The sequence below is a fragment of the Stenotrophomonas maltophilia group sp. vghtpe118 genome (assembly GCF_052605195.1).
In genome coordinates this window covers 2,450,029-2,463,970 of record NZ_CP199672.1, presented here as the reverse complement: position 1 = coordinate 2,463,970, position 13,942 = coordinate 2,450,029, and the positions used below count along the sequence as shown (strand labels likewise).

The 13,942-nt window shown below is 65.9% G+C and carries 11 protein-coding genes; 7 read left to right on the top strand and 4 right to left on the bottom strand.

The features are described 5' to 3' along the window. The first annotated feature begins 106 nt into the window (after nucleotides 1–106). Nucleotides 107–2,509 (top strand): TonB-dependent receptor plug domain-containing protein, encoded by a 2,403-nt coding sequence (locus ACUDTM_RS11325; RefSeq protein ID WP_151354626.1) that lies wholly within the window; start codon nucleotides 107–109, stop codon nucleotides 2,507–2,509. Next, nucleotides 2,509–3,810 carry an aminotransferase class V-fold PLP-dependent enzyme gene (locus tag ACUDTM_RS11320; RefSeq protein WP_445391319.1) on the top strand — a complete coding sequence of 434 codons (1,302 nt, stop codon included), beginning with the start codon at nucleotides 2,509–2,511 and terminating at the stop codon, nucleotides 3,808–3,810. Before ACUDTM_RS11325 ends, ACUDTM_RS11320 begins: the two co-directional genes overlap by 1 nt. Before the next feature lie 351 nt (nucleotides 3,811–4,161). Here ACUDTM_RS11320 and ACUDTM_RS11315 read toward each other — a convergent pair whose 3' ends face one another. Together ACUDTM_RS11315 and ACUDTM_RS11310 are read right to left on the bottom strand one after the other, a co-directional pair. Then, the gene (locus tag ACUDTM_RS11315; protein WP_088497382.1) at nucleotides 4,162–4,740 is read right to left on the bottom strand and encodes a DNA breaking-rejoining protein; all 579 of its coding nucleotides are present in this window, start codon (nucleotides 4,738–4,740) and stop codon (nucleotides 4,162–4,164) included. Beyond that, complete coding sequence (locus tag ACUDTM_RS11310; RefSeq protein ID WP_088497381.1) at nucleotides 4,740–6,506, bottom strand: S8 family serine peptidase; 1,767 nt, start codon at nucleotides 6,504–6,506, stop codon at nucleotides 4,740–4,742. The genes ACUDTM_RS11315 and ACUDTM_RS11310 overlap by 1 nt, the downstream gene beginning before the upstream one ends. Nucleotides 6,507–6,757: 251 nt before the next feature. Here ACUDTM_RS11310 and ACUDTM_RS11305 point away from each other — a divergent pair, with 251 nt between their 5' ends. The 3 genes from ACUDTM_RS11305 (at nucleotide 6,758) to ACUDTM_RS11295 (ending at nucleotide 9,020) form a co-directional block, all read left to right on the top strand. Continuing rightward, entirely contained in the window at nucleotides 6,758–7,168 is a 411-nt protein-coding gene (locus ACUDTM_RS11305; RefSeq protein WP_227836799.1) for a hypothetical protein, read from the top strand. Nucleotides 7,169–7,276: 108 nt separating this feature from the next. Then, nucleotides 7,277–7,717: a DUF2231 domain-containing protein gene (locus ACUDTM_RS11300; RefSeq protein ID WP_021201954.1), complete on the top strand. Its 441-nt coding sequence runs from the start codon at nucleotides 7,277–7,279 to the stop codon at nucleotides 7,715–7,717. After that, nucleotides 7,710–9,020, top strand: a complete 1,311-nt coding sequence (locus ACUDTM_RS11295; RefSeq protein ID WP_445391318.1) for a PQQ-dependent sugar dehydrogenase — start codon at nucleotides 7,710–7,712, stop codon at nucleotides 9,018–9,020. The genes ACUDTM_RS11300 and ACUDTM_RS11295 overlap by 8 nt, the downstream gene beginning before the upstream one ends. Before the next feature lie 89 nt (nucleotides 9,021–9,109). Here ACUDTM_RS11295 and ACUDTM_RS11290 read toward each other — a convergent pair whose 3' ends face one another. Beyond that, entirely contained in the window at nucleotides 9,110–9,772 is a 663-nt protein-coding gene (locus ACUDTM_RS11290; RefSeq protein WP_151354622.1) for an exopolysaccharide biosynthesis protein, read from the bottom strand. Nucleotides 9,773–9,921: 149 nt separating this feature from the next. Here ACUDTM_RS11290 and yidA point away from each other — a divergent pair, with 149 nt between their 5' ends. Continuing rightward, entirely contained in the window at nucleotides 9,922–10,755 is an 834-nt protein-coding gene (gene yidA, locus ACUDTM_RS11285) for a sugar-phosphatase (RefSeq protein WP_445391317.1), read from the top strand. Nucleotides 10,756–10,770: 15 nt separating this feature from the next. Here yidA and ACUDTM_RS11280 read toward each other — a convergent pair whose 3' ends face one another. After that, nucleotides 10,771–11,304 (bottom strand): hypothetical protein, encoded by a 534-nt coding sequence (locus ACUDTM_RS11280; protein WP_227836801.1) that lies wholly within the window; start codon nucleotides 11,302–11,304, stop codon nucleotides 10,771–10,773. 297 nt (nucleotides 11,305–11,601) lie between these two features. Between ACUDTM_RS11280 and ACUDTM_RS11275 the strand changes: the two genes are divergently transcribed. Beyond that, on the top strand, nucleotides 11,602–13,920 hold the full coding sequence (locus ACUDTM_RS11275; RefSeq protein ID WP_445391316.1) for a TonB-dependent receptor: 2,319 nt from the start codon (nucleotides 11,602–11,604) through the stop codon (nucleotides 13,918–13,920). Nucleotides 13,921–13,942 lie beyond the last annotated feature (22 nt).

Genomic DNA, 13,942 nt, shown 5'->3' with positions numbered 1-13,942 from the left:
CTGACGTCATGCCTCCTTCACACATCGCGCCGAGACTGCGCGCCTTGTCCAGGCCTGTTGTGTGCGCACAGGTGCTGGCCCTGTCGCGCCCTCCCGGAGCCCTGCCGTGCATCGTTCGAAGCTTTCGCGTTCCATCCTCCTTGCCCTTTGCATGGCCAGCGCAGGAGGCGCGATTGCAGCGGAGGCCGATGCGGTCGATGCCGCCGGCGGCAGCCGCGCCGTGCCCACCCAGCTCGATGCGATGCTGGTCACCGGTACCCGCGCGTCCAACCGCACCCAGTTCGAAACGCTGGCGCCGGTGGACGTGTTCACCAAGGAAGACATCAGGTCCGTTGAATCCACCGACCTGAAGGACGTGCTGGCGCAGCTGGTGCCATCGTTCGTGGTGCAGCGCCTGCCGATGGCGGACGGCCAGGTGTTCGTGCGCCCGGCGACGCTGCGTGGCCTGTCGCCGGATCAGACCCTGGTGCTGGTCAACGGTCGCCGCTTCCATCGCAGCGCGCTGCTCGGCAACCGCGGTGCGCAGGCCGCTGATCTGGCACAGATTCCCACCAGCGCGATCAAGCGCATCGAGGTGCTGCGTGATGGCGCGTCGGCGCAGTACGGCTCGGACGCCATCGCCGGTGTCATCAACGTCATCCTCGAGGATGGCCCGGGTAGCGAGATCACCGCCGGCTATTCGCAGTACGCGCAGGGCGACGGTGCCTCGCGCGATTTCAGTGCGCGCACCGGTTGGTCGCTAGGCGACTATGGCAGCCTGGTGCTGTTCGCCGAATCGTCCAACTCCGACGCTACCTCGCGCACGCGCCAGCGCCCGGACGCGATCGCCTTCCAGGCTGCACATCCGGAGCTGGACGTGCCCAATCCGGTACAGCGCTGGGGCCAGCCGGAACTGGAAAGCCACCGCGTCGGCTTCAACGTGAAGGCCCATGCCAACGACACGCTGGAGCTGTATGCGTTCGGCCTGTACAGCCACAGCGATGGCGTCAGCGATTTCAACTGGCGCAACCCGGACACCACCACCGGCGCCTATCGCACCACCGCCATCTTCCCGGGCTGGAACCTGCGCTCGCTGTATCCAGTCGGCTTCAGCCCGCAGTACGGCAACGTGCAGAACGACCTGCAGCTGGTCGGTGGCCTGCGCGGCGAGATCACGCCGAAGCTGCGCTGGGATGTCAGCGCCTCGTATGGCCGCAACGCCATCGACTATCGCCTGAAGAACTCGATCAATGCCTCGCTCGGCCCGGCCAGCCCGACCGACTTCGATCTCGGCCGCCTGACCCAGACCGAGAAGAACGCCAACGCCGACTTCAACTACGAGTGGGACGTGGCCGCGCTGTCCCAGCCGATCAACGTCGCCTTCGGTGGCGAGTTCCGCCAGGAGACCTACCAGGTGCGCGCCGGTGATCCGGCCTCGTACGCGGTGGGTCCGGGCGCGGCCGCGGGCCTGGAGGCCAACTCCAATGGCGCGCCGGGCTTCTCGGCCAGCCAGGCCGGGCAGTGGAGCCAGCGCAGCAAGGCCGCCTACGTGGACATGGAAGTGCCGCTGGGCGAGCGCTGGAGCATCGGTGCAGCCAGCCGCTACGAGGACTTCTCCAGCTTCGGCAGCACACTGGACGGCAAACTGTCGGCGCGCTTCGCGATCACCCCGGACGTCGCCCTGCGCGGCACCGTGTCCACCGGCTTCCGCGCGCCGACGCCGGCGCAGCTCAACACCACCAGCACCACCCAGGGGTTGGATACGCGCACGCTGCAGATCTTCACCAGTGGCCGTCTGTCGCCGAACGATCCGCTGGCGCAGCTGCTCGGCGCCAGGCCGCTGAAGCCGGAAGAGTCGCGTACCGCGTCGCTGGGCCTGACCTGGCGCACCGACCTGGGCCTGTCCGGCTCGGTGGATGTCTACCAGATCAAGCTCAGCGACCGCTTCAGCCAGTCGGCCAGTTTCGCCATTCCGGCCGGTACTGCCAATCCGCTGGGCTATACCTCGGTGAACTATTTCACCAACGACTTCGATACCACCACCACCGGCGTGGACGTGGTCGGCAACTACCTGCGCGACCTCGGCGCCGGCCGCATGACGCTGACCCTGGCCTACAACTACAACCGCACCCGCGTGGACAACGGCAGCACCTCGGTGGCCACCAACGAGACCCAGCGCGTGCTGTTCGAGGATCGCCTGCCCGAGCACAAGGGCAGCCTGACCGGCAGCTGGGACATCGGCGCCTGGTCGCTGATGGCACGCATGCGCTACTACGGCGCCTGGACCGATTCCAGCGGCAATGCAGTGGGCGATATCTACCAGCGCTTCGGCGCGATGAGCTTCCTCGACCTGGCCGTCGGCTATCGCATCAACGAACATCACAGCCTGCGCGTCGGTGCCGACAACGTATTCGACCGCTATCCGGACGAAGCCACCTTCCAGGCCAGTCGCGGCCTGGTCTACTCGCGCAACGCGCCATACGACACCGACGGTGCCAACCTGTACGCACAGTACCGGCTGAGCTTCTGATGGACCCGGCCCGCCGCTCCCTGTTGCGTGCCGGCACCTTGCTGCCGGTCGCAGCCGCACTTTCTTCACTGCCGGCCATGGCTGCCACGCGTTACGCTGCGTCCATGCAGATTCCCGCAACGACCGCGGCGCCGGACGTGCTGGCCCGCGATGAAAACTACTGGGCCGCCGTGGCCAGCCACTTCGATGTCACCGACGAAGTGAACCATCTGGAGAACGGCTACTGGGGCGCGATGGGCCGCGAGACGCTGGCCAGCTACCAGCGCCACACCGCGGAAGTGAACCGAGGCAATGCCTGGTATGGCCGCCGTGAGTTCCCGGCGCAGTACATGGCGGCGCAGCGGCAGGTGGCCGAACTGCTGGGCGTGGGCGCCGACGAGATCGCACTCACCCGCGGTGCCACCGAGGCGATGCTGGCGCTGATCGGCGGCTACAACCGCCTGCAGCCTGGCGACCAGGTGCTGTACGCCGACATCGACTACGACAGCATGATCGGCGCGATGCGCTGGCTGCAGCAGCGCCGCGGCGTGCAGGTCGAGCGCATCGCGCTGCCGGCCGTGCCCGACCATGCGCAGATCCTGCAGGCCTACGAGGCCGCGTTCGCGCGGCTGCCACGCCTGAAACTGATGCTGCTGACCCAGGTCAGCCATCGCCATGGACTGGTGCTGCCGGTGGCCGAAATCGCCGAACGTGCGCGCGCACGCGGCATCGACGTGATCGTTGATGCAGCACACGGGTTTGGCCAGATCGACTACGCGGTGCCGCAGCTCAAGGCCGACTTCGTTGGCATCAACCTGCACAAGTGGATCGGTGCACCGGTCGGCGTCGGCGCGATGTATGTGCGCAAGGGCCGCGTTGCGGACCTGGAGCCGTACATGGGCGAGACCGACGATGGCCGCGTGGGCAGCCGTGTGCACACCGGTACGGTCAACTTCGCCGCTTACCTGGCGCTGCCGGAAGCGATCGCGCTGCACCAGCGCATCGGCGCGGCCAACAAGCAGGCGCGCCTGCGCTACCTGCGCGAGCGCTGGACCGTGCCTGCGCGGCAGATGGCGCATATCGAAGTGCTGTCGTCGCCTGATCCGGCGCTGGCCAGCGCATTGGCCAGTTTCCGCCTGCGCGGCCACACCTCGGTAGAACAGAATCAGGCACTGCAGAAGCGCTTGCTGGATGAGCATCGGATCTTCACCACCCATCGCGATGGCCTGGAGTCGGGCGCCTGCGTGCGGGTGACACCGTCGGTGTTCACCCGGCCGGCGCAGATGGATGCGCTGGTGCAGGCTCTCGCGGCCCTGGTCTGACCCTGCTTTGGTAGGTGCCAACCTTGGTTGGCACATTCCCACTGTGCGGTGAAACCTTCCGCCGGCCAGCGGCCGGCACTACCGACCGGGTAGGGGCCGACCGTGGGACGGCACATCACCCTGCTTTGGTAGGTGCCAACCTTGGTTGGCACATTCCAACCGCACCGGGGAATCGTCCGCCGGGCAGCGGTTACCGCTCGATCGCCGGCAGCGCGTTCGACAGCAACCGGTCAATCCTTCCGTTGATGCAGAACTGTAGTGCCGAACATCGTCTGAGCTCTACAGTCGCAACGCACACCAATCCCCCGGCCGGCCAGGAGAGCCAACCGGCCAGGGGCACCACTCAACGCCTTACTTGGTCTCTTCCCACTGCACCACGTCCGGCTCGGTGGCGCGGATACCGGCGGTGGACAGCAGCCTGGTGGTCGCATCCAGCGCAGCGTTTACCGACGGGTACTCCACGATGGCCTGGCCCGAAGCCTTCGACACCTTCACCACGGTGCCACCGGTGGCCGTAGCCGCGCGCTGGGCCGAGGCTGCATCGGTGAAGAACACCTTGACCCGCGACGTCGCCACTACCGGCGCGCCGTCACGGGAGACCGCTGCGGCGAACTTGCCGGCGCCGGCATCGGCAGGTGCCGCCGTTGCGCCATCCAGCGAGCGCTTGGTGCGCGAACTGGTGGTCGCCGCCGCCTGCGGGGTGATCGTGAACTGGCCGCCGCTGGCCTGCTTCACGGTGGCCGAGGGGGACAGTTGGAATCGCGTGCCGCCCACATCGAACGTGCGGCCGGTAGCGGACGCCTTCAGTTCCTGCGCATCCACGGTCGACAGGGTCCTGGCTGGAGGGGTCTGCCCCGAGCTCTGCGCCCAGGCAGGGGAGGTCATCGCCGCGAAGGCGAGCGTGCTCAACAGAATGGTGGTCTTCATCATCAGTGCCCCAGAACGCGGATCTTGAAGAATTCGAGGTTGCCGCGCGATGCTGCGGTCGCGGCCTGCCCCATGTCGGTGACTTCCAGCGTCCAGGTGCCGCTGGCATTCTCATCCAGGAAGGCATTGCTGGACAGGAGGTCCCAGCTGGTGAAATTGCTCTGCGCGCCACCCGTGCCCGAACCGATCGCGGTGAACGCCGGTTGCACCACGCTGCGGGTGCCGCTGGGCGACACAAGCACGAACTGCAGCTGGCGCGTGTTGCGGTGGTTGACCCGGAAGCCCAGCTGCACGCTTTCGATGTTGCGCGCGCCGTTGGCCAACTGGAAGGTCAGGCGTGCGGCGGCAGCCGAGGTGTTGCCGATGGCCACGGTACGCGTCGTGTTGCGCCAGCCGCTGTCGACCAGCGGGCCCAGCGACTGGAAGTTCTCGGCCACCTGCACTGCACGCGCAGCGTTGACCACGCCGAAGCCATACCAGTTGCTGTAGGCACGGCCGGCAGCATTCACCGTCCAGCCCGGCACCAGCGTGCGCCCGTCGGCCAGCGTCACCGCCGGCTGGTTCGGGTGGTTGCGGGTGGCGGTGGTGGCCAGGATGTACTTCACATCGCGATAGGACAGGTTCGGATTGGCTTCCAGCACCAGTGCCGCCACGCCCGATACCATCGGCGCCGACGCCGAGGTGCCGTTCATCTTGGCGGTGTAGTTGCAGGTGCTGTCGATGGCCGACAGATTGCTGTCCAGGGTGTTCTGGCGGTTGGTGTTCTTGTTGCTGCCCTGCGCGCACCCGGTCACGTCGGTGGTGACGATCGCCGGGTCGTATGCGCGCGCCACCAGGCCGGGCGCAAACTGTGCCTGCAGGCCGTACTCACCACCAAAGGCCGACACCCACAAGGCCGAGCCGGTGGAGGAGTAAGACGAGCGCACGCCATCGGCGCGCACCGCGCCTACCGTGATCACGTTGAACAGGTTGTTGCGCGGATCACGGCCGGCCGGCACGCAGCCGGTGTTGCGGTTCTTGGTGTCGGTGGTGCAGACATCCTGGGTCTGGCTGATGGAGGCATTGTTGAAGTTGTTGCCGGCCGACTTCACGTAGATGCCGCCGCGGCCACCGCGCGTACCCGACAGTGCCTGCTCGTACGACCGTATCGTGTTTTCGCTGTACGCCAGCGGCAGGTTCGGATTGCCCGGGCCGGCGCCCCAGCTGTTGTTGAACACCTGCACGTCGGCCGATTCCGCGCCGTCCCACCAGGCGTACTCGATGTTGCTCTGCTGGTTGCCCAGGGCCGAGCGCGAAATCGGGTTGAAGCCCTTCAGCGTCGCCGCCGGGGCTACGCCGCGCACGCCCAGGTTGTTGGCGCCCACCGCACCGGCGATACCGCCGACCATGGTGCCGTGGTTGTCGACATCGGGATTGGTCGGGGTGGGGTTGTTCGAGCCATTGGTGAAGTTCTTGCCGGCTACAGCGGCCACGTTGGCCGCAAGGTCCGGGTGCGCGATCTGCAGGCCGTCGTCGACGATGGCGATGGTGACGCCCTGGCCACGGATGCCATTGCGGAACAGGCCATCCACGTTCAGGTCGTTGCCTGCCACCGGCAGTGTGTCAGCCGGGACCGTCTGCCCGGTGTTGAGCAGGTGCCACTGTATCCCCGCCAGTGGATCGGCCTGTTGGGCCTGGGCGGTGACGGCCAGGCTGCCCAGTACCAGGGCAGTGGCGAGGGCCAGGCGCGCAGAGCGCGGTGGCGCGGAGCGTTGCGTGTGTCGCTTCATACACGAATCCTTCTGTTGTGAATCGGCATGGCAGGACGGCGGGGCGGAACTGCCCCATCGCAACGAGCCAAACGCGACACAACGAACAACCCCCTACCTCTTCACACCCGCAATGTGCGAATGTGCCAATTGCGTCACAAACGCTTAGTACGTCAAGTTATGACGGGGCACTCGAATGCCTTCACGCCATCATCGCGTGCTTGCTTCGAGGTACGGGAAACCTGGGTAATCGCATGCAGGTGAAGTCACACATGAAGAAGGCACGCCAGCGTGCCCGTGCACGCGCGGACCAGACTCCGCTCTCGGTTGCCGTCATCCGCAAGGTGGTGCTGTCCGTGCATACGCGCAGCCACGACTATGGCGACGATGCCGATATCGCCGAGTTGCTGCCCGAACTGGCAGCATTCGGCATCACCACGGTGAAACCGCTGCGCCTGCTGATGAAGAAATACCGTCGCGCACTGCTGCAGGAGGAACGGATCGTCATGCGACGCGCAGAGACGCTGCATCTGCGCACCGAGTGGCGGCCCGGTGGCATAGACGTGCATGCCAACACCAGCCGCTACGCCATCGGCGGCCTGGTCCGCACCAGCATGGAACACGAATTCGGCTTCGAGACGATGCTGCCCTTCCACGAGGTGCGCGAGGACGAGCCCGCGTAGCGCGGTGCCTGCCCGGTGGGTGTGGAAGCCCCGCCGGGGCATCATCGCGCGCCCTCACATCGCGCTGTGCTACTACAGCCCGTGCACCCTTCCGCACGGAGCACGATGATGGTCAATCCGCTCGCCCAGGCCCATCGCGGCCTCGGCACCACACTGTTCAGCCTGTTGAACCCGATACCCTTCGGTTTCTTCGTCGGCGCACTGATCTTCGACGCGATCTACCTCAACAGCGCCGAGGTGATGTGGGGCAAGGCAGCCGCCTGGCTGATCACCTTCGGCCTGCTGATCGCCATCGTGCCGCGCCTGATCAACCTGTTCGCGGTCTGGCGCCGCAACGGCACGGCCACCCGCATCGACCGCATCGACTTCTTGCTCAACCTGGTCGCGGTGGTGCTGGCCATCTGGAACGCCTTCGTGCACAGCCGCGATGCGTACGCCGTTGCGGTGCCGGGCACGATCCTGTCGGCGCTGACCGTGGCCCTGATTGCCCTGGGCCTGATCCTGCTGTCACTGCAGCCGCCGGTGCTGCAGGGAGGTCGTCATGGCTAAGCACATCCTGCCCACCATGGGCGCCCTGGCGCTGGCCGTGATGCTGTCGGCCTGCGCCGGCAAGGCTGAATACCATCCCGCCGACCAGTCGGGCCCGCAACCGCCACTGCCCAAGCCGGCCAACTTCCTGATGCCGCCGATGCAGGTGCCCAAGGGCGTCGGCTGGGCTGATGGACAGACCCCCACGGTGGCCGAGGGCCTGAAGATCGAACGCATCGCCGCCAACCTGCAGCATCCGCGGCGGCTGCTGACCCTGCCCAATGGCGATGTACTGGTGGTGGAGGGCAACGGCCCCGGCGAAGAACCGGTCACCACGCCCAAGCAGTGGATCGCCGGCAAGGTGAAGGCGCGCTCGGGCAAGGCCGGCAAGGGCGGCAACCGGGTCACCCTGCTGCGCCGCTCGCCGGGAACGAACACCTGGACCCAGCATGTCTACATCGAGGGCCTGCATTCGCCGTTCGGCATCCAGCTGATCGGCGACACGCTGTACGTGGCCAACACCGGCAACATCATGCAGTACCACTACGTGCCCGGCGAAACCCGCATGTCCGACAAGGGCCGCGAGTTCACCGACCTGCCTAGCACCATCAACCACCACTGGACCAAGGAACTGCTGGCCAGCCGTGATGGCCGCAAGCTGTATGTGGGCGTGGGCTCCAACAGCAACATCACCGAGAACGGCCTGGCCGTCGAATACCGCCGTGCGGTGGTGCTGGAAGTGGATGTGGCCACCCGCGGCAGCCGCATCTACGCCTCGGGCATCCGCAATCCGACCGGGCTGGACTGGGAGCCGAGCACTGGCCAGCTGTGGGCCGTGGCAAACGAGCGCGATGAGATCGGTGCCGACCTGGTGCCGGACTACCTCACCTCGGTGAAGGAAGATGGCTTCTACGGCTGGCCCTACAGCTACTACGGCCAGCACGTGGACGAACGCGTGCAGCCGCAGCGGCCGGACCTGGTGGCCAAGGCGATCGTGCCGGACTATGCCATCGGCTCGCACGTGGCACCCCTGGGCCTGTTGTTCTACACCGGACAGGCACTGCCGGCGCAGTACCACGGCGGTGCCTTCATCGGCGAGCACGGCAGCTGGGACCGTTCACCGCTGAGCGGCTACGAAGTGGTGTATGTACCGTTCAAGGACGGCAAGCCGACCGGGCGCCCGCAGACCGTGGTGAGCGGCTTCGCCTCAAAGGACGAGAAGACCCTGATGGGCGCACCGGTGGGCATGGCCATGGACGCCGAGGGCGCGCTGCTGGTCGCCGACGACGTGGGCGACGTGGTGTGGCGGGTGTCGGCCAAGTAATTCTGTAGAGCCGAGCCCATGCTCGGCTTACGTGCGCAGCGCGGGGTTTCCGCGTACAGGTTGAAGAGAAGCCGAGCGTGGGCTCGGCTCTACAGTTCCGCGGTACTGCTGCGGAACCCGCTGAACACCGATTCCGCAGCAAATCCCACGCCGCCCAGCAGCACGCCGAAATACACCACCGTGGCCACCACGAAGCCGTAACCGGCCGCCACCGCCGCACCATCGCGCTGGATGAAGCCAATCGCAAACGACATCAGCGCCAGCGCCGGCAGCGTGTTGCTGAAGGGAATCGGTCCGGCCGGCGCCATCAGCAGCAAGGTCGCGAACACCAGCATCAGGTTGTTCAGGCGCATCATCTTCTTCGAGCGCACCATCACCGCAAGCCGCATCGGCCGCGACAGCCGCTCCATGCGGTGCACCCATTTCAGCGCACGGCTGAGGTTGGCCTTCAGCTTGTCGGTGGCGATCTCGCGGCGGGCCAGCTTCTGTGGCACCCACAGCGGGCGGTTGCGCACCCGGCTCAGGCCGATCAGCAGGATCGAGGCGCCAAACACCGTACTCAGCCCGGGAATCGACACCGGAATGATGAAGATGGCCGAGAGCAGGATCACGATCAGCAGCAGGCCCTCATCGCCCAGCGCGCTGAGCAGGGTGCCGACGCTCACCTGGTCGCCGGGCAGCTCGTCGATCATCTGTTCGATCTGCTGGGCCAGGGGCGCGCTGTCATTGGTTTCGGGGGCACGGTAGGTCATGCGTCGCAAGGTTCTCCAGGGAAGGGCGGTCAACGGGCCGTCCTGCGGTGGGGGACGCACAGGCTCCCGCAGTATCCCGGCCAACGTGGGCAAAGAGGTGAACCGGGCATGAGGGGGTAAACTGGCGTGCCCCGCACGAGTTGAACGCAATGGACATGGGCCGCCGGCAATCGACCATCGAACTGGTCGCCATCGACATGGATGGCACGCTGCTGGACACGTCGCACCAGCTCACCGCACGCGCTCGGCAGGCCATCGCGCAGGCGCGCGCACTGGGCGTGCACATCGTGCTGACCAGTGGCCGCCCGGTCCCCGGCCTGGCGCCGTACCTGCACGAGCTCGGCATCAACGGCAACGACGACTACTGCATCGCCTGCAATGGCGGCCTGGTGCAGCGCATCGGCACGCGCGAAACCGTGGTCGAGTATCCGCTCAGCTTCGACGACTTCCTGTTCTGCGAGCAGGTCGCCCGCGACCTGGGCGTGCACTTCCAGGCGCTGGACAGCCGGCGCATGTACACGCCCAACCAGGACATCAGCTACTACACCGTGGCCGACTCGCATCTCTCGCGGATGCCGCTGTCGTACCGCCGCGTGGAGGACATGGATCCATCGATGTCCTTCATCAAGCTGATGATGATCGACGCGCCGGACGTGCTGGATGCCGCCATCGCGCGCCTGCCGAGCGAACTGACCGAGCGCTTCGCGGTACTGAAGAGCGCGCCGTTCTTCCTGGAAGTGTTCGACCACCGCGCCGGCAAGGGCCCGAGCCTGCAGAAGCTGGCCGAGCACCTGGGCATCGACCGTGCCAACGTGATGGCCATCGGCGACCAGGAGAACGACCTGACCATGCTGCAGTACGCCGGCACCAGCGTGGCGATGGGCAATGCCATCGACGCGGTGAAGGCGGTGGCGCGGTTCGAGACCAGCAGCAATGCCGATGAAGGCGTGGCGCGCGCCATTGAGACCTACGTATTGCGTTGAGGCGCCAAGCGGCGCTCAGCGCCTCAGGCCCAGCACGCAGTGCGGAGCATCGCGCTGGCTGCGGACGATGATCTCCTGCGCTCCTACGGTGAGCGAATGGTGCTGCTCGTGGTTCCGCGCGATCAATGGCGCACCATGGCTGGGTGGATAGATGAATGGCTGCAGGGTGTAACGCATAGCCAACCGCTCCAGTGGGAAGCATGGCGTATCCACGAACGTGACGAACAGAAGGCGGATTTCATCGTCCTTGCCGCGTATAACGCGATACTCCACGTTATCGATGGCAAAGCCATCGGCGGTCAGCATCGGCTGTGACCGGTAGATGCGCGGTCCTGCATCCTTCTCAAATGAAAACGGCGCGATGATGCCCAGCTCATGCAACTGGGCCGGGCTGATCGGCGACGGCGTGGTGACGAGCGCGTCGATCAGGACATCCAGACGCTGTGGGGAACGCACTTCAACTCTGTCGTGCGATAGCGCAGTTTCCATGCACGAAAGCGACATCATGCCAACGGTGGCTATTGCTTTCCAGGTGGTCCAGCGGATCATCAAGGCTCCTGTCAATCTGGAATCGGGTATCTGAAGATACCGGACAGGACGATACCCGCGTATAGCCGCGCTGTACCACCGTGCAATAGCGAATGCGGCAGTGCGATGCAAGAATTTCGCACGTCGAAATCACTCCATCGAATTTTGAGGCAGAGGATCGTCTTCCTCTGCTGACCGTCGCGCACCGCGCCGTCACTCCCTCAACGCAATCGCACCGCCAGCCAGGGTACCGACACCGGTGCTGCAACGCGCTGGGCGTGCGCCTGCGCCGCTCTCTCCCTGCACCTGGATCTGCCCATGAACACCCCACCCACGACGCGCCTTGCCCTGGCCATCATCGCGGCCATCACCACACCTGCGTACGCCGCAGAAACGCACGACGCCGCGCTCGACACGCCCACCACGCTCAACGCCCTGCAGGTCATCGCCACACCGCGCGGTGCGGCCGTGGCACCGACCCAGGTGGTTGGTCCCAACCGCTACATCATCAAGGCCGAAGACCTCGACGCGATGGTCACCGGCAACAACGGCTTGGCCATGCTCAAGCAGGTGCCGGGCGCCAGCTACACCGCCACCGACGGGCTGGGCCTGGATATCTCGGCCACCAGCCTGTTCGTGCGCGGCTTCCACATGAATGAAATGGGCATCACCTTCGAGGGCGTGCCGCTGAACGACAACGGCTTCCTCTCGCTTACCGGCACCAGCGTGGTGAACGTGGGCGTGCCCGATGGCATCGGCGCGATCACGGTCAGCCCTGGCGGCGCACCGGTCGGCGTGTTCTCCAGCAGCGTCAACGGCGGCAGCCTGGAATACCGCCTGCGCGACCTGCAGGACACGCCCAGCCTGCGCGTGAAGCAGGGTGTGGGCAGCAACAACACGTTGGTCACCACCGTATCGGGGCAGACCGGCCAGCTCGGCGAGCAGGGCCCGAAAGTGCTGGTCGACCTGCAGCGCGTGTCCGCCGACAAGTATCAGGGCGAGGGCACGCAGAATTTCCTGCGCGGTGACCTGAAGCTGCAGCAGGACGTCGCCTGGGGCGATGTCACCGTGTTCCTGTCCGACAGCAAGGCCAAGGTCTGGGGCTACAACAACATCTCCTTCGACATGATCCGCAAGCTGGGCTGGAAGGCCGACATCTTCTATCCCGATTATGCGTGGGCCTGGTACGTGGCCTCACCGGAGAATGCGGACCAGTCCTGCGGCGCCTACACCTGCGGTGAGCTGTCCGAACTGATTCCGTACGACACCGGCCAAATCACCCGCGACCGCGTTTCCTCGATCAACCATCGCTTCCAGATCACCCCGGCACTGAGCGGCAACGTGCAGCTGTACAACGCGAACAGCCACACCCAGGCCACGCTGGCCGACCCGACCGTACCGTCACCCAACGGCGCACCGTTCTCCGAACAGGTGCAGACGCCGCGCCTCAACCGGCTGGGCGGCATGGTCAACGTGCAGTTCGAGACCGGCGCGCACACCTTCACCGCCGGTTTCTGGCAGGAGAAGAGCAAGGCTGCCGCCAAGACCGAGTGGTACCAGCAGCCACTGCTGGGCGAGGGCCCGCCGCTGAAGGCCACCGGTCCGTTCGATGTGTACGGCCCCGCGTTCAAGACCGACAACGCATCGAGCTGGGTAACCCGCTCTCGCCAGTTCTACCTGCAGGACGACATCGTGTTGAACGACACGCTGAAGCTGGGTGTTGGCTTCAAGGCCGTGGACTTCCGCACCCGCGGTGGCGGCCTCGGTGATGCCAGGGATCGTCCGGTGAACGGCACGCTGCGCGCGAAGAGCAACTTCCTGCCGCATGTCTCGCTGTTCTGGAGCCCGACCGAATCCACCGATGCCTTCATCGACCTGGCCAATACCATGAACGGCTACCGCGTGGCCCAGCGCGGCAACATCGGCTACACCGCCTCGGCGTGGACCATCACCGACCAGGAGGAGTTCGACCGCGTGGCCGGCACGCTGCGCCCGGAGAAGAACTGGAACCTTACCGTGGGCGCATCGCATCGCTTCGACCGGCTGACGATTACCGGCGACGTGTTCTACAACGACATCCGCAACCGCCTGCTGTCGGCCGCCATCGGCACCCAGTTCGCGCAGATCAACACGGTTCGGCTGATGCCGAAGATGCACGTGATCGGTGCCGACCTTGGCATCACCGCCGACCTGAGCGATCACCTGCAGTTCTACCAGGGCGTGGCCGTGGCCCGTTCGTACTACGACAGCGATTTCGCGGTGGGTGACACGGTGTACCCGATCAAGGGCAACGCCCAGCCGGGCTACCCACAGATCTCGCTGGTCAGCGACCTGTCCGCCCACTTCGGTGACTGGCGTTTCGGTGCCACCAGCACCTCGTACCTGCGCCAGCCCTTCACCTACGAGAACGACATCCGCGTGCCCACGTTCTGGCAGGTCAACACCTATGCTGCGTATCGATTCGGTGCGGACAGCCCAGTGCCCGGGCTGGAGCTGCGGCTGGACGTGAGCAACCTGTTCAATCGCCACAACATCGGCACCGCCACTATCGCCGGCTCGTCGTTTTCGGGGGACTACCAGACTCTGCAGCGCAGCGCGCCACGGCAGCTGATGTTCAGTACCTCGATGGCGTTCTGACCCCCTAGAAACGCCCAAACCC